Raw genomic sequence first — 21,220 nt, forward strand, 5'->3', positions numbered from 1 at the left:
GCCGCTGTTGTTCACCGCTGCGGATTACTCTTCTTCATCCGCTTCAGGTGCATCGTCGTCGTTGTCGACTTCCGGCGCGATATCTTCTTCGCCTTCTGCAACACTGCCGTCGATGGCGTCGAGTTCTTCTTCTTCCACCGGCTCAGCAACACGTTGCAGACCCACCACGTTTTCGTCTTCCGCGGTACGAATCAGAATCACGCCCTGGGTGTTACGGCCAACCACGCTGACTTCCGATACGCGTGTACGCACCAGCGTACCGGCATCGGTAATCATCATGATCTGATCGCCATCCACCACCTGCACCGCACCGATAACCGGTCCGTTACGTTCGGTGACTTTAATTGAGATCACACCCTGGGTTGCACGCGACTTGGTTGGGTATTCGCTATTCGCTGTACGTTTACCGTAACCGTTTTGCGTCACAGTGAGGATGGCACCCTCTTCACGTGGCACGATCAGTGAAACCACTTTATCGCTTTCAGCCAGCTTGATACCACGCACGCCCGAGGCCGAACGGCCCATGGCGCGAACCGCAGTCTCAGAGAAGCGCACCACTTTACCCGCAGCAGAGAACAGCATGGCCTCATCGCTACCGTTGGTCAGCGCAACACCGATCAATTCATCATCTTCACGCAGGTTAATGGCGATAATACCGGCGCTACGTGGACGGCTGAATTCCTGCAGGGCAGTTTTCTTCACGGTACCGTCAGCGGTCGCCATAAAGATATTAAAGCCTTCGGTGTATTCACGCACCGGGAGAATGGCGGTGATACGTTCGTTGGCTTCCAGCGGCAGCAGGTTAACAATTGGGCGACCACGTGCGCCACGGCTCGCTTCTGGCAGCTGGTAAACTTTCATCCAGTAGAGACGGCCACGGCTGGAGAAGCACAGAATGGTATCATGGGTGTTGGCCACCAGCAGACGATCAATAAAGTCTTCTTCTTTAATACGTGCTGCGGATTTGCCTTTGCCACCACGACGCTGCGCTTCATAGTCAGTCAGCGGCTGATATTTGACATAACCCTGATGCGACAGCGTGACCACCACATCTTCCTGATTAATCAGATCTTCAATGTTGATGTCGGCGCTGTTGGCGGTAATTTCAGTACGACGTTCATCACCAAACTGGTCGCGCATTGCCACCAGCTCTTCGCGGATGACTTCCATCAGACGCTCGGCGCTCTGCAGGATGTGGATCAGTTCTGCGATCTGGTCCAGCAGCTCTTTGTATTCGTCGAGCAGCTTTTCGTGCTCAAGGCCGGTCAGTTTCTGCAGACGCAGATCCAGAATTGCCTGAGCTTGCTGTTCAGTCAGGTAGTACTGACCGTCACGAATACCGAACTGCGCTTCCAGCCATTCTGGACGTGCTGCGTCATCGCCCGCACGCTCCAGCATGGTGGCTACGTTGCCCAGATCCCATGGCTGTGCCAACAGGCCCGCTTTCGCTTCAGCTGGCGTTGGTGCGCGACGAATCAGTTCGATAATCGGATCGATGTTGGCCAGCGCAATGGCCAGACCTTCAAGGATGTGTGCACGGTCACGCGCTTTGCGCAGTTCGAAAATGGTACGGCGCGTCACCACTTCACGGCGGTGGCGCACGAAGGCTTCAATGATGCCTTTCAGCGTCATGATCTTCGGCTGGCCCTGATGGAGTGCCACCATGTTGATGCCGAAGGAGACTTGCAGTTGCGTCAGGGAATAGAGGTTGTTGAGCACCACTTCACCGACCGCATCGCGTTTGATCTCGATAACGATACGCATACCGTCTTTATCGGATTCATCACGCAGGCCGCTAATGCCTTCCACACGCTTCTCTTTCACCAGCTCGGCAATTTTCTCGATCAGGCGCGCTTTGTTTACCTGATACGGGATTTCATTGACGATGATGGTTTCGCGGCCGGTTTTTGCGTCGGTTTCAATCTCACCGCGTGCGCGGATATAAATCTTACCGCGACCGGTGCGATAGGCTTCTTCGATACCACGACGACCGTTGATGAACGCCGCAGTCGGGAAGTCAGGGCCGGTGATGTGTTCCATCAAGCCTTCAACAGTGATGTCTTCGTCTTCGATAAAGGCGAGGCAGCCGTTGATCACTTCCGTCAGGTTATGCGGTGGAATGTTGGTCGCCATACCTACGGCGATACCGGACGAGCCGTTCACCAGCAGGTTAGGAATTTTGGTCGGCAGCACTTCAGGAATCTGCTCGGTGCCATCGTAGTTCGGCACAAAATCGACGGTCTCTTTTTCGAGGTCCGCCAGCAGTTCAGAAGAGATCTTCGCCATACGCACTTCGGTATAACGCATCGCTGCGGCGGAGTCGCCATCAACGGAACCGAAGTTACCCTGACCATCTACCAGCATGTAGCGCAGGGAGAACGGCTGGGCCATACGAACGATACTTTCGTATACCGCGGAATCACCGTGTGGGTGATATTTACCGATCACGTCACCGACCACACGGGCCGATTTCTTATAAGCTTTGTTCCAGTCGTTACCCAGTTCGCTCATGGCAAAAAGCACACGGCGGTGCACCGGCTTCAAGCCATCACGCACATCGGGTAAAGCTCGGCCAACGATGACCGACATGGCGTAATCGAGGTAGGAGTTTTTTAACTCTTCTTCGATATTGACCGGTGTAATTTCTCTCGCAAGGTCGCTCATGGAGCCGCTATCCCTCTACATAATGCCGGTTTTTAATGGTGCGAAAGTATATCACAGTGGTTGCCCTCGGTGAACGTAAAGCAGGGTTTAATGCCGCTTTTCCTTGCAGGTGAGAGATGCGCTAGCAAGAGTTAAGCGTTTATACTGAGGGAATATTTTGTCAGGAGTCGTGATTCAATGAGTGAACAACCGCAGGAAAGCCGCCAAAACGTCGACCATACTGAGATTGCCAAGTTTGAAGCGGTCGCATCGCGCTGGTGGGATTTAGAGGGTGAGTTTAAGCCGTTACACCGCATCAATCCCCTGCGTCTTGGCTGGATTGCCCAGCACAGCAATGGTTTGTTTGGTAAGAAGGTGCTGGATGTCGGCTGCGGCGGCGGTATTTTAGCGGAGAGCATGGCGCGTGAAGGAGCCAACGTGACCGGGTTGGATATGGGTGCGGAGCCGCTGGAAGTGGCACGGTTGCATGCGCTGGAGAGCGCTGTGAGCGTGAACTATGTGCAGCAGACCGTGGAAGATCATGCGATCAGCCATGCGGGGGCCTATGACGTGGTGACTTGCATGGAGATGCTGGAGCACGTACCGGATCCGCGTTCTGTGGTGCTGGCATGTGCGCAGTTGGTTAAACCGGGCGGCGAAGTGTTCTTCTCGACCATTAACCGTAATCCCAAGGCGTGGTTGCTGGCGGTGTTTGGTGCCGAATATGTAATGCGCATGGTGCCGCGCGGTACGCATGACGTGAAGAAGTTTATCCGTCCGGCGGAGTTGCTGAATTGGGTTGATGAGACGCCGCTGCGTGAGATGGGTATGATCGGCCTGCACTACAATCCGCTGACCAATCAGTTCCGGTTGGGACGTGGCGTGGATGTGAATTATATGGTGCATACGCATCGTCAGGATTGAGTGTTTGCGTGGTGGCTGCGGGGACGATGCATGGTTGCTGTAGGGACTTGTGCATGGTTGCTGCGGGGACGGTGCGTCGGCCAGTAAAGCCCCGCCCGATCGCAAAGGAAACACGCATCCATGCAGATCGTCCGCCGCATCCCTGCGGCGGACGCTTTGCTCTTCGGGCGGGGCTTTACTGGCCCTGAACGTTGGTCATTGCTTTGAGTCACGCTGCGTTGTGGATGGGGTTCATTAAGTTGTCCACGCAGCCGCTTTCGATATCATAATGCAGCGACTGCTGCGCAAATTATTGAGCTATCCGTCGCTTAAACCCACCTCTACTAACACCTAATCATGCTGGGATTGTGCGAAGAATTCTGCGTCGCCTCCATATTGAACATTATACGGTTGCAGTACATATCATTGCGCTTTCGGTTGTTTCAATACTCCTTTAAAAACCTCGAATGATGGTGCTTCGCCCTTGTACGGAGAATGACTTGGCGTCACTGCGGAAATATCCCCTTAAACGCGGTTTTCTTTCTTGGTTCGCTCATTAACGCTTCCAACGCCTCAACGCACGTCAGGTAGTGTGCCGTTTTCTTGTGCGCCAGCACGGCGGCCTCATCGGTGTAAGCTTCATAAATAAAGAAGCGCGTCGGCACGTGGCTATCCTGTAAAACATCAAAGCGCAAATTCCCAGGTTCCCCCAACGCTCCCACATGATTCAGCTCAAACACCCGCAAAAACTCGTCGATACAGTCGGGTTTGACGTTGATCTCGACCAGCGTGACTTCCATCGGCTTGTCCTTTTTATCGCGATTGGCAAAGTGGCAATCCTGGTAAAGCTTGTTTAATAAAACTCTCGCAGCGATCACAGTTCAAACTTTCAGCGGTGGGCTAAACCGTTCATCTGGAGGTGAAAACCCTCGCGCACAGCTATCTTTGCAGTAACACCCGTTGGGCCGTCGGCGTGGAGCACTTTTCCGTTTCAACAGGAGTTTTGCGATGTCACACGCCCCGCATCTGATGGCGCTCGACGCCGGTACTGGCAGCATTCGCGCCGTGATTTTCAATCTTCAGGGCGAGCAGATCGCTGTGGCGCAGGCTGAATGGCGGCACCTTGCCCTGCCCGATGTGCCGGGATCGATGGAGTTTGATCTGAGCCACAATTGGCCACTCGCCTGTCAGTGTATTCAGCAGGTGCTGCAACAGTCGCAGTTGCCAGCCAGCGCGATTCGCAGCGTGGCCTGCTGCTCCATGCGCGAAGGGATCGTGCTCTATAACAAAGCCGGCGAAGCAATTTGGGCCTGCGCCAACGTGGATGCCCGCGCCAGCCGCGAAGTGAGTGAGCTGAAAGAGATTCATCACGGCGAGTTTGAGCGTGAAATCTATCAGTGCTCAGGGCAAACCCTGGCACTCGGGGCAATGCCACGCCTGTTATGGCTGGCGCATCATCGACCCGATATTTATCGTCAGGCGGCAACGCTGTCGATGATCAGCGACTGGCTGGCAAAATGCCTGAGTGGCGAACTGGCAGTGGATCCCTCCAACGCGGGCACCACCGGCCTGCTGGATTTACGCACCCGAAACTGGCGGCCTGATTTGCTGGAGATGGCGGGGTTGCGCGGCGATATATTGTCACCCGTGGCCGAAACCGGTACGCAACTGGGAACTGTGACAGCCGAAGCCGCTCAGCAGTGTGGGCTGGCGCAAGGCACAGTGGTTGGCATGGGCGGCGGTGATGTGCAGTTGGGGACACTGGGGTTAGGCGTGGTGAAGGCGGGGGAAACTGCTGTGCTCGGCGGCACTTTCTGGCAGCAGGTGGTGAATCTGCCGCAGCCGCAGATTGATCCTCAAATGAACATTCGCGTGAATCCGCATGTGATCCCCGGTATGGCGCAGGCGGAAGCGATCAGTTTCTTTACCGGCCTAACGATGCGCTGGTTCCGTGATGCCTTTTGCGGTGAAGAGAAACTGCTGGCGGAGCGGCTGGGTGTGGATTGCTACAGCCTGCTGGAAGAGATGGCGGCACGCGTCCCCGCCGGATCCTGGGGCGTGATGCCGGTGTTCTCAGATGCAATGCACTTCAACAAGTGGTATCACGCTGCGCCTTCCTTTATTAATCTTTCCATCGACCCCGAACGCTGCAATAAACAGACGCTCTTCCGTGCGCTGGAAGAGAATGCCGCGATTGTTTCGGCCTGCAATCTGGATCAGGTGGCCGCCTTTTCCGGTGTCCAAACCTCACAGATAGTGTTTGCCGGAGGCGGTGCGAAGGGCAAATTGTGGAGCCAGATTTTGAGCGATGTCACGGGGCTGACGGTCAAAGTGCCGCAAGTGAAAGAAGCCACTGCCCTGGGCTGCGCGATTGCGGCCGGCGTCGCCGCAGGGGTTTACCGCAGTTTGCAGGAAACCGGGCAAGCATTAGTACGCTGGGAGCGCGAATTTCACCCCAACGCAGAACACCACCAACTCTATCAACAGCAAAAAGCCAACTGGCAGAAAGTCTATGCCGACCAACTCACCCTGGTGGACAGTGGGTTAACCACCTCGATGTGGAAAGCGCCAGGTTTGTAACTCACTGCTTTCCAGATCAATTTCCTTTTAGACGCATGCCACGCATTTTTGTAGGCTGGATTGGTCACAAAAAATTCATAAGCAATTTTAGATAAGTTCGCTACTGGCGGCCTTGTCAGGGCTTTTTTGACTTCAGAAATATCCGTGATGAGAACCTTTGAGCAATAAACACGCGCTCGATCAAAAAGTGAAAAAAAAGTCGCTGGCAGTTGACACCATTGGCAGGCCTTACGGAATGGGGATCCAGGAATTTCGCTACCCCCCTGGACGGATTTTTTCGCGAAAATCAACTCTTGTGATGATCAGAATGCTGACTAGAATACTCACCATATTGTTGTTCAAACTTCCCGCACCCCCTATATATAGTGTTTATCCACAGGCTTACTCACAACGAGCGGCTTGTGCATAGACCTTGTGAATAGATGGGGGATAACTCACTCTTTCATGGACAGGTAAACACGCGACATGAACCAAAGTCTGCTCGTTACTAAACGCGATGGCCGCCAGGAGCGCATTGATCTCGATAAGATTCACCGGGTACTGGATTGGGCCGCTGAAGGGCTGAATAACGTCTCCGTGTCTCAGGTTGAGTTGCGCTCCCACATTCAGTTCTACGATGGAATTCGTACTTCTGATATCCATGAGACCATCATCAAGGCCGCTGCAGACCTGATCTCCCGTGATGCGCCGGATTACCAGTACCTGGCTGCTCGCCTCGCCATCTTCCACCTGCGTAAAAAAGCGTACGGCCAGTTTGAGCCGCCGAAGCTGTACGATCAGGTCGTGAAAATGGTTGAGATGGGCAAATACGACCGTCACCTGCTGGAAGATTACAGCGTAGAAGAGTTCGAGCAGATGGACGGCTTCATCGACCACTGGCGCGACATGAACTTCTCTTACGCTGCGGTGAAGCAGCTGGAAGGGAAATACCTGGCGCAGAACCGTGTGAGCGGTGAAATCTACGAGAGTGCCCAGTTCCTGTATATTCTGGTTGCTGCATGCCTGTTCTCCGGTTATTCGCGTGAGACGCGTATGGATTACGTGCGTCGCTTCTATGATGCTGTGTCCACCTTCAAAATCTCACTGCCGACGCCAATCATGTCTGGCGTGCGTACCCCAACGCGTCAGTTCAGCTCTTGCGTCTTGATCGAATGCGGTGACAGCCTTGATTCCATCAATGCCACCTCCAGCGCTATCGTAAAATACGTGTCGCAGCGTGCGGGTATCGGTATCAACGCTGGTCGCATTCGTGCGCTGGGTAGCCCAATCCGTGGCGGCGAAGCCTTCCATACCGGTTGCATCCCGTTCTATAAACATTTCCAGACGGCAGTGAAGTCGTGCTCACAAGGCGGCGTACGTGGCGGTGCAGCCACCCTGTTCTACCCAATGTGGCATCTGGAAGTGGAAAGCCTGCTGGTGCTGAAAAACAACCGTGGCGTTGAAGGCAACCGCGTACGTCACATGGACTACGGCGTACAGATCAACAAGCTGATGTATACCCGTCTGTTGAAAGGTGAAGAGATCACCCTGTTCAGCCCGTCTGACGTGCCAGGTCTGTACGATGCGTTCTTCGCCGATCAGGACGAGTTTGAGCGTCTGTACACCAAATACGAGAAAGACGACAGCATCCGCAAACAGCGCGTGAAAGCAGTTGAACTGTTCTCACTGATGATGCAGGAACGTGCTTCTACTGGCCGTATCTACATCCAAAACGTCGATCACTGCAACACCCATAGCCCGTTTGATCCGGCTATCGCGCCCGTCCGCCAGTCTAACCTGTGCCTGGAAATCGCGCTGCCGACCAAACCGCTGAACGATGTGAATGACGAAAGCGGTGAAATCGCGTTGTGTACGCTGTCTGCCTTTAACCTCGGTGCGATTGACAGCCTCGACGATCTGGAAGAGCTGGCGACCCTCGCGGTACGTGCACTGGATGCACTGCTGGATTACCAGGATTACCCCATCCCGGCGGCAAAACGCGGCGCAATGGGTCGTCGTACTCTGGGTATTGGCGTGATTAACTACGCTTATTATCTGGCGAAAAACGGCGTGCGTTATTCTGATGGCAGCGCCAACAACCTGACGCATAAAACCTTTGAAGCGATCCAGTACTACCTGCTGAAAGCTTCGAACGAGCTGGCGAAAGAGCAAGGTGCCTGTACGTGGTTCAAAGAGACCACCTACTCACAGGGCATTCTGCCGATCGACACCTATAAAAAGGATCTCGACGCCGTTTGCAGCGAGCCGTTGCACCTGGATTGGGAAGGTCTGCGTGAGTCGATCGTTGCGCACGGTCTGCGTAACTCCACGCTCTCTGCCCTGATGCCGTCTGAAACCTCCTCACAGATTTCAAACGCCACCAACGGTATTGAGCCACCGCGCGGTCACATCAGCATCAAAGCATCCAAAGACGGTATTCTGCGTCAGGTGGTGCCAGAGTATGAGCGTCTGAAAGATCAGTACGAACTGCTGTGGGAAATGCCCTCTAACGACGGTTACTTACAGTTGGTTGGTGTGATGCAGAAATTTATCGATCAGGCGATTTCGTCGAACACCAACTATGATCCAAGCCGTTTTGCCAATGGCAAAGTGCCGATGAAACAGCTGCTGAAAGATCTGCTGACCGCGTATAAATTTGGCGTGAAAACCCTGTACTACCAAAACACCCGTGACGGTGCGGAAGATGCGCAGGACGACCTGGCTCCTTCCATTCAGGATGACGGCTGCGAAAGCGGCGCTTGTAAGATTTAATTAGTCAGACGCCCTATCTTGTCAGGGCCGGCAATGGTCGGCCCTCATCACTTTTGGACTTAGCCATGGCTTACACCACATTTTCGCAGAACAAAAACGACCAGCTGTTAGAACCGATGTTCTTCGGCCAGTCAGTGAACGTTGCCCGTTTCGACCAGCAGAAATATGACATTTTTGAAAAGCTGATCGAAAAACAGCTCTCCTTCTTCTGGCGTCCGGAAGAAGTGGACGTCTCACGCGATCGTATCGATTATCAGGCGCTGCCAGATCACGAAAAACACATCTTTATCAGCAACCTGAAATACCAGACGCTGCTGGATTCTATTCAGGGTCGCAGCCCTAACGTGGCCCTGCTGCCGTTGATTTCGATTCCAGAACTTGAAACCTGGATTGAAACCTGGGCGTTCTCTGAAACCATCCACTCGCGCTCTTATACCCATATCATCCGTAACATCGTGAATGATCCTTCACTGGTGTTTGACGACATCGTCACTAACGAGCAGATTCTGGCGCGTGCACAGGACATCTCGAAGTATTACGACGATCTGATCGAGATGACCAGCTACTGGCATCTGCTGGGAGAAGGCACGCACGAAGTGGCGGGTAAAACCGTGACCGTGAATCTGCGTGCGCTGAAAAAGCAGCTGTATATCTGCCTGATGAGCGTTAACGCACTGGAAGCGATTCGCTTCTACGTCAGCTTCGCCTGTTCATTCGCCTTCGCCGAGCGCGAGCTGATGGAAGGTAACGCCAAAATCATCAAACTGATTGCGCGCGATGAAGCTCTGCACCTGACCGGCACTCAGCACATGCTGAACCTGCTGCGCACCGGTGAAGATGATCCTGAAATGAAAGAGATCGCCGCCGAGTGCCGTGATGAGTGTTTCGACCTGTTCAAGAAAGCCGCCGAGCAAGAGAAAGAGTGGGCAGATTATCTGTTCAGCGGTGGCTCGATGATCGGTCTGAATAAAGACATTCTGTGCCAGTACATTGAGTACATCACCAACATCCGCATGCAAGCGGTTGGCCTCGATCTGCCGTTCCAGACGCGTTCTAACCCGATTCCATGGATCAACTCCTGGTTGGTATCAGATAACGTGCAGGTGGCACCGCAGGAAGTGGAAGTCAGTTCTTACCTGGTGGGTCAGATTGATGCCGAAGTCGGCGAAGACGACTTCAACGACTTCCAGCTGTAAGCATGAGTCGTTCTGTTGTTATTCTGCGCAGTTCCGGCTCCCGGCTGGAGTGCGCAGAAGATCATCCCAATCTGCTGACGGCACTGGAAGCGCACAATGTCTGCGTAGAGTTTCAGTGCCGTGAAGGCTACTGCGGTTCATGTCGCATGCGTCTATTGAAAGGCGAAGTGGCTTACGCAGAAACCCCGTTGGCGTTTATCCAGAAGGGCGAGATTTTGCCCTGCTGCTGCCGCGCCAAAGGGGAGATTGAGATCGAGATTTAAACACCGGGTCGCCATCAATGGCGATCCGGTGAAATTCATGGCAAAGCCTGCCCACGCAGTTACTGTTTCACGGCTTCCAGCACATCAATCCAGCCATGCCCGGTACTGACTTCACTGCCGTGCAGCCAGCGACGTAGCATGTTCATCGCCATCATCGCCACAACTTTCTGCCGGGTTTCAACATTGTGACGCCCATGGGTGAACTTCACGCGCTGGCCCCAGCTGGCTTCCGGCGTATGCAGCGCAATCGCCACTTCGCCCTCTTCCAGATTGCCCACCGACAGCGCCAACACCGTGCCGTGGTGTGCGGCCAGATTGCGCGTGCGCTCGACCTGGGATTCCAGCGGTTCATCATGAGGAGGCAGAATCTCTGCTGCGCTGAGCGGCACGTCCGCTGACGCCAGCTGCCAGTTGAGTAATCCCGCCGTATATTGCTCGCTTAGCGCCAACCGGAAACCACGCTGTTGCAACTCACGCGCTAACATAGCAGGCAAACCTTCAGTGCCTTCGAAGATAGTGCATTCCGCCAGCAGCAGCTTAACCTGCTGCCACGCCTGCTCCATCGCCACACGCTGGCTGGCCGGTCCGGTGAGTTTGATTTCAATGATTGGCATTGATGAGCGATAGCCCATTACCACACCTTCCGGCAACGGTAACGGCTCCAGTTCGGCAGCAATGTCACTCTCGCCGCGACCAAAGGTGGTCAGACGCAAACACAGCGGCGGCTCAGGTAAATCAAAACGCGCTTTCAAACGCGGAATGATCTCCTGCTCGACCATCACTTTGAATTCGGACGGCACCCCCGGCGTGAAGAATATCCAGCAGCGATTGAGCTGAAGTGCAAAGCCACACGCGGTCCCCACCGGATTATCAATCAGCTCGGCATTCGCCGGAATTTCCGCCTGCTTGCGGTTGCTCGGCGCCATGATGCGTCCACGGCTGGCAAACCAGGCTTCCATCTTCTCCAGCCATTCCTGCTGGATCACCAATTCGGTGCCACACGCGGTGGCAGCGGCCAGCGCACTGAGATCGTCGCTGGTTGGGCCAAGGCCACCGTTCACAATCAGCACATCGGCAATCTGGCTGCGACTCTGCAGCGCCTCCACCAGCGAGGACATCGCATCGCCAACGGTACTGCGGCTGGTCATTGGCAAACCGTGCTGGAACAGCACATCCGCCAGCCATGCGGCATTAGTATCGACAATCTGCCCATGCAACACTTCATCGCCCGTTGAGAGCATTTCAACACGTATCACGTTACTTTCTCCTTATCCCTGTCGCTTTACTGTAGAAAGCGCGCACGCGAAACACAATCGCCGTTGATGCGAAACAAGGATTCGAGACAAATGAGAGGGATAACGCGGTAAAAAAGAGGAATCGGGCGTAACCGGCGTTACGCCCCGACAATTTAGCGGCGGGCCAACAGTAAACCGACAAACAGGCCAGCGGCGGCGCCAATGCCGATCCCCTGCCACGGTTTTTCATGCACATAATCGTCGGCACGATAGGCCGCTTTTTTGGCACGGTAATAATAGCTGTCAGAAGCCTGGCTAACGCGATTCTTCACGTCTTCCAGCGCTTGTTCCGCTTTAAGTTTCAATTCGATGTACTTTTGATCGGCCGGATCACCCGACGATTTCAGTACTTCTTCCAAAGTTTCTGTCAGTAGCGCCAGGTCGTCATCAAGGCGAGTTTCAAATTGATCTGAAGATGACACGTTATACTTCCTCCATGCTCGTCACTTATCGTCGTTTAACTATAGTCATAAATTCGGTATTTGCTGCGCGCAAGGGATTCGGATTGCGCTGGTTTTTGCTCGACTCAATGCAAAGTTGCGTAATCCGCGCTGTTGCCGCGTGAATTCTGCTTCGCTTATTTGATTAATCTGATAAATTTTTGTCAGACTGAATTTTTTAATTCCGCGACTGTCGTATCCCCTTGTAGCCAGACGCAATGCGTCTTACGACAGTCACAACACACCAGAGCAGCTAAGGATTAGATTTCCGGCATGAATCGTAGAAAATTTATGAAAGCGTCCATGGCCCTCTCTGCCGCAAGCGGCATGACCGGGCTCTCCTCGCTGTTTGCGCAGTCCGCCTGGGCCGATGATGGCATCGCCGACGGCACCGCAGTGCGCTTCGATTTCGACTCACTGAAAAAGAAAGCTTCCGCGCTGGCGAAACAGCCCTGGGGCGGCGCACCCGGCCCGCTTCCTGACACCCTGGCCAATCTGACACCGCAGGCTTACAACGAAATTCAGTACGATGCCAACCATTCGCTGTGGAACAACATTCCCGATCGCGAATTAGATGTGCAGTTCTTCCACGTGGGGATGGGCTTTAAACGCCGTATCCGCATGTTCTCCGTGGATGCCGATAGTCGCGAAGCGCGCGAAATCCACTTCCGCCCTGAACTGTTTAACTATCATAACGCTAACGTCGATACCCAGCAGCTGGTCGGCAAAACCGATTTGGGCTTCGCCGGTTTCCGCGCGTTTAAAAAACCAGAACTGGCGCGTCGCGATATCGTCTCGTTCCTCGGCGCGAGCTACTTCCGTGCGGTTGATGAAACCTTCCAGTACGGCTTGTCAGCGCGCGGCGTGGCGGTAAATACCTTCAGCAACGGCCACGAGGAGTTCCCTGACTTTACCGCCTTCTGGTTTGAAACACCGAAAGCCGACGATACCACCTTTGTGGTTTATGCGCTGCTGGACGGCGCCAGCGTCACTGGTGCGTACAAGTTCACTATCCACTGCGAAGAGAAACGCGTGGTGATGGAGGTGGAAAACCACCTGTTTGCTCGTAACGACATTCGTCAGCTCGGCATCTCGCCGATGACCAGTATGTTTAGCTGCGGCACCAACGAGCGTCGTATGTGTAATACCTATCATCCACAAATCCATGACTCCGATCGTCTGGCAATGTGGACCGGTAAAGGCGAGTGGATTGCGCGCCCGCTGAACAACCCGCAGCGCTTGCAGTTCAATGCCTATGAAGATGAAAACCCACGTGGTTTCGGCCTGTTGCAGCTCAATCACGACTTCAAAGATTATCAGGATGTCATTGGCTGGTATGACAAACGTCCTAGCCTGTGGGTCGAACCAATTGGCAAATGGGGTAAAGGCGCCATCAATCTGATGGAGATCCCGACCACTGGTGAAACATTGGATAACGTGGTGTGCTTCTGGCAGCCAACCGAGCCGGTCAAAGCAGGCAGCGAATTCAACTTCCAGTACAAACTCTACTGGAGCCAGCTGCCACCTGTGCGCAGCGGTCTGGCGCGCGTGGATGCGACACGTACCGGTATTGGTGGCTTCCCAGAAGGTTGGGCGCCGGGCGAACACTTCCCTGATCAGTGGTGCCGTCGCTTTGCGATTGATTTCGTCGGTGGCGATCTGAAAGCCGCAGCGCCGAAAGGTATTGAGCCGGTGATCACCGTCAATGCCGGTACCATCAAGCAGGTTGAGATCCTGTATGTTGAACCCCTCAACGGCTACCGCATCTTGTTTGACTGGTACCCGAACAGTGACTCCACTAAGCCGGTGGATATGCGCCTGTTCCTGCGCACCAAAGATGAGACCTTAAGTGAAACCTGGCTGTATCAGTATTTCCCACCGCCGCCGGATCAGCGTAAATACACCGATGACCGACAGATGACGCCGGGCTGATATCCCCTAAAAGTTCGAATTTCAGGAAGGCGGTAAACAAGAGAGCCCGATGAGCTGACTCAAGTTAGTAATTTGGGTGAGCCAGGCAGCCAACTCACCGGAAATTTGAAGTATGACGGGTATAAATGGCGAGGAGTATTCCTCGCCATTACGCTTTCTGCATACCGATGTGTGGAATGTTATCTTCCATGTAAACGTCCCCCACCGCTTTGAAGCCAAGACGACCGTAAAACCCTTCCAGATGGGCCTGCGCCGATAAATAAATAGTGCGTAGCGGCCAATGGGTATCGCAACTCTCCAGCGCTTTCTCCATCAGTCGATAGCCCAACTTCAGGCCACGCGCTTCTTCGGACACGATCACGCGACCAATCATCACCGGGGCGCTGTCCAGTGAGGGCGTAAGCACACGAGCGTAGGCCAATAATTTGCCGTCAAGGAAGCCCATGATGTGGCGATTCTCTGCTCGCAAATCCTGACCATCTACGTCTTGATAGGGGCAGTTCTGCTCCACAATGAATACGTGATTGCGCAGTGCCAGCACGGTATATAACTGCTGTGCACTCAGTTCACTGTGGTGGCAATCAAGCCATTGCATTTCCATGATGCTTCCTTGTCTGAGCGAAAAAAGTGATCTCCTGAGAGTATCACAGCGCGCGGGATTGAGCAGCCATACAGGGTTGCCGCATTGCCTTGCCGTGATCGTATTCTCAGATTACAGGCAAAAAAAATCAGGCCCTGAGGCCTGATTCATGGGGTCAAAGCGCATTTACATCAGCGGCTGAGCCATCTGCACCAGCGAAATCAGTGGCTGAGGATAGACACCCAGCAGCAGCACCAGAATCGCAGAAATCAGCACCACCACACCACCAGCGGTGAAGGCCCAGTTGGCTGGCGTGTCACGATCGCGCGTGTGCATTTCTGGTGGGCTGAGGTACAGGCTCACCGTCACACGCAGATAGTAGTAAAGACCGATCGCACTGCCGGCAACGACTGCCGCGGTTAACCACCACAGATGCGCGTTCACACCGGAAGCAATGACATAGAACTTACCAATGAAGCCCAGCGTCATCGGGATACCGGCCAGAGACAGCATCATAACGGTCATGACCGCTGACAGAATTGGACGATGCCAGAACAGACCACGGTAAGAGTAAAGCGTATCCGCATCCGGGCCACGGTACGGGCTGGACATCAGGCTGACCACACCGAACGCGCCGAGGCTGCTGAACAGGTAACCCGCCAGGTACACACCCGCCGTTTCCAGTGACAGCTGATGGGTTTTCACCGCAATCAGTGACACCAGCAAATAGCCAAGATGCGCGATCGATGAGTAACCGAGCAGACGTTTGATATTGCTCTGCGAAATCGCCATCAGGTTACCGAACAGAATCGACACAAAGGCGATAACACCGAGCACGGTGCGCACGGCTTCGCTGTCGGTTACTGGCGCGTACAGGAACAAGCGCATCACCACACCAAAGATGGCGATTTTGCTGGCGGTGGCCAGGAAGGTTGAAACCGGCGCAGGCGCACCCTGATAAACGTCTGGTGTCCACAGGTGGAACGGAACCAGTGACAGCTTAAAGCCGAGGCCGATAATCATCATGCCCAAACCGACCAGCAGCAGCGGCTGTTGGATCATGCTGTCATTCAGGCTTTTACCCAGTTGCACAAAGCTCAGGCTGCCAGAATCGGCATAAATCAACGCGATACCAAAGATCAGGAACGAGGACGCTGCAGCGGACAGGATCATGTACTTCAGTGCCGCTTCCAGCGAACGTTTCTGACGGAATGCGTAACCGATAAGACCAAACAGCGGCAGTGACAGCAGTTCAATACCGATGAACAGCGCCGCCAGATGGTTGGCACTCGCCAGCACGATGCCACCGAGCGCCGCAATCAGCACCAGCAGATAGAACTCATCTTTGTTGTCCGGGAAACCGGCCAGCCACGGATAAGCAAAGGTGCAGGTTGCGAGGCTGGCCAGCAGCACCAGCGCGGTGTAGAACATTGAGTAACCGTCAACGCGCAGCAGCGGCGTGACATCCATGGCACCGACATGACCGACAAACCACAGTGAAAACAGCGCTACGTTCAGGCCAATGACCGTCAGCGTGGCATTAACAAAGTGGTTGCGTCGCCACGCAATGGACAGCATCACCACCACCACCGTCAATCCGACGATCAACAGCGGCAGTAACGCAATCAGATGTTGAGGAGTTATTGTCATGGCGAATTACGGCCTTGTAGTTGAAATTGAAGCGGTAAACCACTGCTGAATATTGCTCATCGCAGCGTGAGAGGTATCAAGGATCGGCTGTGGATAAACACCCAGCAGAACCAGCAGCACCACCAGCACGCCGATCGTCATGAATTCACGCGGTGACATGCCCGGCAGCGGAGCTTTCGATTTCGCTTCGCCGTAGTAAGCGCGCTGCATCATCACCAGCGAATACACCGAGGCAAACACCAGACCAAAGGTGGCAATCACGATAATCACCGGCACCACCTGGAAACTGCCGGTCAGAATCATAAATTCGCCGACAAAGTTACCGGTGCCTGGCATACCGAGGTTGGCCACCGCGAAGAACAGCGACAGGCCTGGAATCCATTTAATGCGTGACCACAAACCACCCATCTGACGCAGGTCACGGGTATGCAGACGCTCATAAAGCTGCCCACACAAGATGAACAGTGCTGCGGCGGACAGGCCGTGAGCAATCATCTGAATCACCGCGCCCTGGAACGCCAGCTGGCTGCCAGTGTAGATAGCAATCAGCACGAAGCCCATGTGCGAAACGGAGGTGTAAGCAATCAGACGTTTGATATCCGTCTGCGAGAACGCCATCCAGGCACCGTAGAAGATACCCAGTACACCGAGCCACATAGCAATCGGCGCAAACTCTGCGGAAGCATTCGGGAACAGTGGCAGGCTGAAACGCAGCAGACCATACGCCGCCGTTTTCAGCAAGATTCCTGCGAGGTCAACCGAACCGGCTGTCGGTGCCTGACTGTGCGCATCCGGCAACCAGCCGTGCAGGGGCACCACTGGCATTTTCACTGCGAAAGCGATAAAGAAGCCGAGCATCAGCAGATATTCAACGGTGTGCGACATTGGCGTTTTCAGCAGTTCTTCGTAGCTGAAGGTCCAGACGCCCGTGGCGTTGTAGTGCACAAATACCAGCGCCAAAATCGCAATCAACATCACCAGCCCCGAAGCCTGGGTATAGATGAAGAATTTGGTTGCGGCACTGATACGCGTTTTACCGTCAGAGGCTTTGTGACCCCAGAGCGCGATGAGGAAGTACATCGGCACCAGCATCATTTCCCAGAAGAAGAAGAACAGGAACATGTCGATGGAGAGGAACACGCCAATCACACCACCGAGGATCCACATCAGGTTGAGGTGGAAAAAGCCCTGATACTTCTCGATTTCATTCCAGGAACAGAGCACCGCCATCAACCCGAGCAGACCGGTCAGCACCACCATCAGCAGTGACAAACCGTCGATAGCCAGATGGAAGTTAATGCCGAAGCGCGGAATCCATGGCACCGAGAAAGTCGACTGCCACTGCGGCATTCCTGCAGCCTGGGTGAGTGAATAGCCTCCCTGCAGCCACAACTGCAGACCGAGTGCCAGCGTCAGTCCCATGGTGATCATGGCGATCCAGCGCGGCACTTTTGCGCCGAGGCGCTCTGCTAACCAGCAAAGCAGACCCCCAACAAAAGGTATGATTATTAGCCAAGGTAATAGCACGGCATACTTCCCTTTTTTCAACCTGATTTCGAGCTATCTTGCTTGCCACGTTCATCACCGTCAGCGCTCGCCACCCTCACGAACAAAATACGCTTGGGTTGCTACACACTGACGGCAACGAAACGGGCTACATCAATAACGCTTCGTCATTCAGGCAATTTTTCACATTCGCTTCTGGGATGAGAGAATCCTTGATCCTCTCGCCCCCGCTCATCAATCTTTAAATCACCAGCATCAGCGCCAGTACCACCACGGCACCGACACTCATGGAAGCCACATACCAGCGCACGTAACCGTTCTCGCTCACCACCAGGCCTTTATTACCAATGCGCGACAGCAGCGCAGGCAGGTTCATCAGTGAGTTCAGCGGATCGCGCTTCAGCAGCCAGGCAATGCCCAGATAAGGTTTCACAAACACCTTGTCATACAGCCAGTCGAAGCCCCATGCCGCAAACCACCAGGTGCCGAAGAAACGACCCGGCGCGCTGTTGGCGACACTGGTGACCAGCTGGCGTTTGCCGAGCCATAGGGCAGCAGCAATCAGGATGCCGACAATCGCGACCACGCCTGAGGTGATTTCCAGCGCCACTTTGCCGCCTTCACCGAATTCATTCTGCGGCAGTACACCCGCCAGCGGTGGCGTAATCATGGCGCCAACGAAGGTGGAGAGCACTAACAGCACAATCAGTGGCAGATGGTGAGTAATGCCTTTGCCCGCATGCGCATGAATTTTCTCTTCGCCGTGGAACACGATAAAGATCATGCGGAAGGTGTAGATTGAGGTCAGGAATGCACCGACCAGACCCGCCACCATCAGATTGATGTGACCATTCGCCAGCGCACCAAACAGGATTTCATCTTTACTGTAGAAACCTGCGGTAATCAGCGGCAGCGCCGCCAGCGCAGCGCCGCCGACCAGGAAGCAGGTGTACACCAGTGGGATGCTCTTACGGAGGCCGCCCATTTTGAAGATGTTCTGCTCGTGGTGGCAGGCCAGAATGACCGAACCAGAAGAAAGGAACAGCAGTGCTTTGAAGAAGGCGTGCGTCATCAAGTGGAAAATGGCCGCGTCCCATGCCTGCACGCCCAGCGCGAGGAACATGTAGCCGATTTGACTCATGGTAGAGTAAGCCAGCACGCGCTTGATGTCGGTTTGCACCAGCGCGGCAAAGCCTGCCAGCACCAACGTAATCGCCCCCACAATACCCACCAGATGCAGCACTTCCGGCGTCAGCAGGAACAAGCCATGGGTACGCGCAATCAGGTAAACACCCGCGGTTACCATGGTGGCGGCGTGGATCAGAGCTGATACCGGCGTAGGACCCGCCATCGCATCAGCCAGCCACGTTTGCAGTGGCAACTGAGCAGATTTACCGACCGCACCACCCAACAGCATCAGGGTTGCCCACTGCAGCATGTGGTTGTCAGCGGCGAAGTGCGCCGGCGCCAGTTCCACCAGCTCGCGGAAGTTCAGCGTACCCAGTTCGTTGTAGAGAATGAACAGAGCGAATGCCAGGAACACGTCACCGACACGGGTGATGATAAAGGCTTTCATCGCCGCTTTGCCGTTCTCTGGGTTGCTGTAGTAGAAGCCAATCAGCAGATAAGAGCAGAGGCCCACGCCTTCCCAACCGAGATACATCAGCATCAGGTTGTCGGCCAGCACCAACACCACCATGCTCGCGATGAACAGGTTGGTGTAAGCGAAGAAGCGTGAATAGCCCTCTTCACCGCGCATGTACCAGGAAGCAAACATGTGGATGAAGAAGCCGACACCCGTGACCACTGACAGCATGGTCAGTGACAAGCCGTCCAGTACCAGGTTGACTTTGATATCAAAGTGGCCGACCTGAATCCATGTCCACAACGCCTGAGTAAAAGGCTGTTGACCGTTACTGAAGAAATCCATACCAACGAAAACGGTGGTCAACGCCGCCAGACCGACCGATCCCATTCCCACCGCTGCCGACAGATTCTCCGACCAGCGACCACGGGAAAACGCCAATAGCAGAAAGCCAATCAGCGGAAATAATACGGTTAAATAGAGAAGATTCATCCGCGCATCTCGCTCACTGTGTCAATGTTCAGCGTCTGACGACGACGATAGAGCTGGAGCAGCAGGGCCAGGCCGATGCTGGCTTCCGCCGCCGCGAGGCTGATCGCCAGAATGTACATCACCTGGCCGTCAGCTTGTCCCCAGTAGCTCCCTGCTACCACCAGCGCCAGTGCCGCGGCGTTGATCATGATCTCCAGACCAATCAGCATAAATAGCAAATTGCGGCGCAGTACCAGCGAGGTCAGGCCGAGAACAAACAGCACAGCAGCCAACATCAGGCCGTGTTGTAACGGGATCATGCGTGATCCTCCTTATTCGCATGTGCATCAGCATGGCGATTGCTCAGCACTTCGCCCTGACGCTCTTCACGTCCGATATGGAAGGCCACCACCAGACCGGCCAGCAGCAGCATTGACGCCAGCTCAACCGCCAGTACGTAAGGACCAAACAGACTGATACCCACCGCTTTGGCATCGATGACGGTGCCATCAATGCCCTGATCGTGCGCGGTACTAATGGCGTAAATCATCACCACCAGCAGCAACAGGGAGACGATGCCAGGCCCAATCCACAGCGAAGGCTTCAGCCACTCGCGCTCCTGGTCCTGCTGGGTTTTGCCCAGGTTCAGCATCATCACCACGAACACGAAAAGCACCATAATGGCACCGGCGTAAACGATGATCTCCAGCGCACCGGCAAAGTAAGCGCCCATTGAGAAGAACACGCCCGCAATCGAAAGCAGCGAAACAATCAGGTACAGCAGCGCATGTACCGGATTGGTGTGAGTGATAACGCGCAATGTCGTTAGCACCGCCACCAGTCCGCAAAGATAAAACGCAAATTCCATACCTGGCTCCTTAAGGTAACAAGCTTTTGACGTCGATTGGCTTGGCTTCGTTTTCCGCTTCGCCCTTCTCTTTCCCGTCGATCGCCATACCCGCCATGCGATAGAAGTTGTATTCCGGATATTTACCCGGACCGGAAATCAGCAGGTCCTGCTTCTCGTACACCAGATCCTGACGCTTGAACTCACCCAACTCAAAATCGGGGGTCAGCTGAATCGCCGTGGTCGGGCAGGCTTCTTCGCACAGACCGCAGAAGATGCAGCGCGAGAAGTTGATGCGGAAGAACTCCGGATACCAGCGACCATCAACCGTTTCCGCTTTCTGCAGTGAGATACAACCCACTGGACAGGCTACCGCACACAGGTTACAGGCAACACAGCGCTCTTCGCCGTCCGGATCGCGCGTCAGCACGATACGGCCACGGTAGCGCGGCGGCAGGTAAACCGGTTCTTCTGGATACATCTGGGTTTCGCGCTTGGCGAAGGCATGCATGCCTATCATCCAGATACTGCGCACTGTCGTGCCGAAGCCAACGACAATATCTTTTAAAGTCATCTCA

17 protein-coding genes are annotated in these 21,220 nt (G+C 54.5%); 6 read left to right on the top strand and 11 right to left on the bottom strand.

Features of this window, described 5'->3' with window-relative positions:
- Window positions 1-24 precede the first annotated feature (24 nt).
- Window positions 25-2,664 carry a DNA topoisomerase (ATP-hydrolyzing) subunit A gene (gene gyrA / locus AC6I8L_RS13195; protein ID WP_058961308.1) on the bottom strand — a complete coding sequence of 880 codons (2,640 nt, stop codon included), beginning with the start codon at window positions 2,662-2,664 and terminating at the stop codon, window positions 25-27.
- Between the two features lie 177 nt (window positions 2,665-2,841).
- Here gyrA and ubiG point away from each other — a divergent pair, with 177 nt between their 5' ends.
- The gene (gene ubiG / locus AC6I8L_RS13200) at window positions 2,842-3,567 is read left to right on the top strand and encodes a bifunctional 2-polyprenyl-6-hydroxyphenol methylase/3-demethylubiquinol 3-O-methyltransferase UbiG (protein ID WP_058961307.1); all 726 of its coding nucleotides are present in this window, start codon (window positions 2,842-2,844) and stop codon (window positions 3,565-3,567) included.
- A gap of 485 nt (window positions 3,568-4,052) precedes the next feature.
- Here the strand turns inward: ubiG and lsrG are convergent, their stop codons facing one another.
- Window positions 4,053-4,346 carry a (4S)-4-hydroxy-5-phosphonooxypentane-2,3-dione isomerase gene (lsrG, locus tag AC6I8L_RS13205; protein WP_058961306.1) on the bottom strand — a complete coding sequence of 98 codons (294 nt, stop codon included), beginning with the start codon at window positions 4,344-4,346 and terminating at the stop codon, window positions 4,053-4,055.
- A gap of 208 nt (window positions 4,347-4,554) precedes the next feature.
- On the opposite strand from lsrG, the gene lsrK reads away from it, so the two are divergent.
- The 4 genes from lsrK to yfaE all read left to right on the top strand — a co-directional run bounded on the left by lsrK (window position 4,555) and on the right by yfaE (window position 10,336).
- Window positions 4,555-6,126 (top strand): autoinducer-2 kinase, encoded by a 1,572-nt coding sequence (gene lsrK, locus AC6I8L_RS13210; protein ID WP_058961305.1) that lies wholly within the window; start codon window positions 4,555-4,557, stop codon window positions 6,124-6,126.
- A 465-nt stretch (window positions 6,127-6,591) separates the two neighbouring features.
- On the top strand, window positions 6,592-8,877 hold the full coding sequence (gene nrdA, locus AC6I8L_RS13215; RefSeq protein WP_058961304.1) for a class 1a ribonucleoside-diphosphate reductase subunit alpha: 2,286 nt from the start codon (window positions 6,592-6,594) through the stop codon (window positions 8,875-8,877).
- Between the two features lie 65 nt (window positions 8,878-8,942).
- Complete coding sequence (gene nrdB / locus AC6I8L_RS13220; RefSeq protein WP_034825039.1) at window positions 8,943-10,073, top strand: class Ia ribonucleoside-diphosphate reductase subunit beta; 1,131 nt, start codon at window positions 8,943-8,945, stop codon at window positions 10,071-10,073.
- Window positions 10,074-10,075: 2 nt separating this feature from the next.
- Window positions 10,076-10,336 carry a class I ribonucleotide reductase maintenance protein YfaE gene (yfaE, locus tag AC6I8L_RS13225; RefSeq protein WP_058961303.1) on the top strand — a complete coding sequence of 87 codons (261 nt, stop codon included), beginning with the start codon at window positions 10,076-10,078 and terminating at the stop codon, window positions 10,334-10,336.
- A gap of 59 nt (window positions 10,337-10,395) precedes the next feature.
- Here the strand turns inward: yfaE and AC6I8L_RS13230 are convergent, their stop codons facing one another.
- Together AC6I8L_RS13230 and elaB are read right to left on the bottom strand one after the other, a co-directional pair.
- Window positions 10,396-11,592 carry a nicotinamide mononucleotide deamidase-related protein YfaY gene (locus AC6I8L_RS13230; RefSeq protein WP_058961302.1) on the bottom strand — a complete coding sequence of 399 codons (1,197 nt, stop codon included), beginning with the start codon at window positions 11,590-11,592 and terminating at the stop codon, window positions 10,396-10,398.
- 152 nt (window positions 11,593-11,744) lie between these two features.
- The gene (gene elaB, locus AC6I8L_RS13235) at window positions 11,745-12,053 is read right to left on the bottom strand and encodes a stress response protein ElaB (protein ID WP_034825045.1); all 309 of its coding nucleotides are present in this window, start codon (window positions 12,051-12,053) and stop codon (window positions 11,745-11,747) included.
- Between the two features lie 291 nt (window positions 12,054-12,344).
- On the opposite strand from elaB, the gene AC6I8L_RS13240 reads away from it, so the two are divergent.
- Complete coding sequence (locus AC6I8L_RS13240) at window positions 12,345-14,003, top strand: glucan biosynthesis protein D (protein ID WP_045813641.1); 1,659 nt, start codon at window positions 12,345-12,347, stop codon at window positions 14,001-14,003.
- A 148-nt stretch (window positions 14,004-14,151) separates the two neighbouring features.
- Here AC6I8L_RS13240 and AC6I8L_RS13245 read toward each other — a convergent pair whose 3' ends face one another.
- The 7 genes from AC6I8L_RS13245 to nuoI form a co-directional block, all read right to left on the bottom strand.
- Window positions 14,152-14,604, bottom strand: a complete 453-nt coding sequence (locus AC6I8L_RS13245) for a GNAT family N-acetyltransferase (protein ID WP_058961301.1) — start codon at window positions 14,602-14,604, stop codon at window positions 14,152-14,154.
- A 165-nt stretch (window positions 14,605-14,769) separates the two neighbouring features.
- Complete coding sequence (gene nuoN, locus AC6I8L_RS13250; protein ID WP_034825051.1) at window positions 14,770-16,233, bottom strand: NADH-quinone oxidoreductase subunit NuoN; 1,464 nt, start codon at window positions 16,231-16,233, stop codon at window positions 14,770-14,772.
- Window positions 16,234-16,239: 6 nt separating this feature from the next.
- A complete protein-coding gene (gene nuoM / locus AC6I8L_RS13255; RefSeq protein WP_058961300.1) occupies window positions 16,240-17,760 on the bottom strand; it encodes an NADH-quinone oxidoreductase subunit M in 1,521 nt (506 codons plus the stop codon).
- A 220-nt stretch (window positions 17,761-17,980) separates the two neighbouring features.
- On the bottom strand, window positions 17,981-19,816 hold the full coding sequence (gene nuoL / locus AC6I8L_RS13260; protein ID WP_058961299.1) for an NADH-quinone oxidoreductase subunit L: 1,836 nt from the start codon (window positions 19,814-19,816) through the stop codon (window positions 17,981-17,983).
- Window positions 19,813-20,115, bottom strand: coding sequence for an NADH-quinone oxidoreductase subunit NuoK (nuoK, locus tag AC6I8L_RS13265; protein ID WP_034825057.1), 303 nt, complete (start codon window positions 20,113-20,115; stop codon window positions 19,813-19,815). Before nuoK ends, nuoL begins: the two co-directional genes overlap by 4 nt.
- Window positions 20,112-20,663: an NADH-quinone oxidoreductase subunit J gene (nuoJ, locus tag AC6I8L_RS13270; protein WP_034825059.1), complete on the bottom strand. Its 552-nt coding sequence runs from the start codon at window positions 20,661-20,663 to the stop codon at window positions 20,112-20,114. The genes nuoK and nuoJ overlap by 4 nt, the downstream gene beginning before the upstream one ends.
- A gap of 10 nt (window positions 20,664-20,673) precedes the next feature.
- Complete coding sequence (nuoI, locus tag AC6I8L_RS13275; RefSeq protein ID WP_034825061.1) at window positions 20,674-21,216, bottom strand: NADH-quinone oxidoreductase subunit NuoI; 543 nt, start codon at window positions 21,214-21,216, stop codon at window positions 20,674-20,676.
- Window positions 21,217-21,220 lie beyond the last annotated feature (4 nt).

Source organism: Type-E symbiont of Plautia stali, from assembly GCF_059731115.1.

Bases quoted from the DNA above. Each gene is read 5' to 3' on its own strand.
- gyrA (WP_058961308.1), bottom strand. From the start codon at position 2,664: ATGAGCGACCTTGCGAGAGAAATTACACCGGTCAATATCGAAGAAGAG.
- ubiG (WP_058961307.1), top strand. From the start codon at position 2,842: ATGAGTGAACAACCGCAGGAAAGCCGCCAAAACGTCGACCATACTGAG.
- lsrG (WP_058961306.1), bottom strand. From the start codon at position 4,346: ATGGAAGTCACGCTGGTCGAGATCAACGTCAAACCCGACTGTATCGAC.
- lsrK (WP_058961305.1), top strand. From the start codon at position 4,555: ATGTCACACGCCCCGCATCTGATGGCGCTCGACGCCGGTACTGGCAGC.
- nrdA (WP_058961304.1), top strand. From the start codon at position 6,592: ATGAACCAAAGTCTGCTCGTTACTAAACGCGATGGCCGCCAGGAGCGC.
- nrdB (WP_034825039.1), top strand. From the start codon at position 8,943: ATGGCTTACACCACATTTTCGCAGAACAAAAACGACCAGCTGTTAGAA.
- yfaE (WP_058961303.1), top strand. From the start codon at position 10,076: ATGAGTCGTTCTGTTGTTATTCTGCGCAGTTCCGGCTCCCGGCTGGAG.
- AC6I8L_RS13240 (WP_045813641.1), top strand. From the start codon at position 12,345: ATGAATCGTAGAAAATTTATGAAAGCGTCCATGGCCCTCTCTGCCGCA.
- AC6I8L_RS13245 (WP_058961301.1), bottom strand. From the start codon at position 14,604: ATGGAAATGCAATGGCTTGATTGCCACCACAGTGAACTGAGTGCACAG.
- nuoN (WP_034825051.1), bottom strand. From the start codon at position 16,233: ATGACAATAACTCCTCAACATCTGATTGCGTTACTGCCGCTGTTGATC.
- nuoL (WP_058961299.1), bottom strand. From the start codon at position 19,816: ATGAATCTTCTCTATTTAACCGTATTATTTCCGCTGATTGGCTTTCTG.
- nuoK (WP_034825057.1), bottom strand. From the start codon at position 20,115: ATGATCCCGTTACAACACGGCCTGATGTTGGCTGCTGTGCTGTTTGTT.
- nuoJ (WP_034825059.1), bottom strand. From the start codon at position 20,663: ATGGAATTTGCGTTTTATCTTTGCGGACTGGTGGCGGTGCTAACGACA.
- nuoI (WP_034825061.1), bottom strand. From the start codon at position 21,216: ATGACTTTAAAAGATATTGTCGTTGGCTTCGGCACGACAGTGCGCAGT.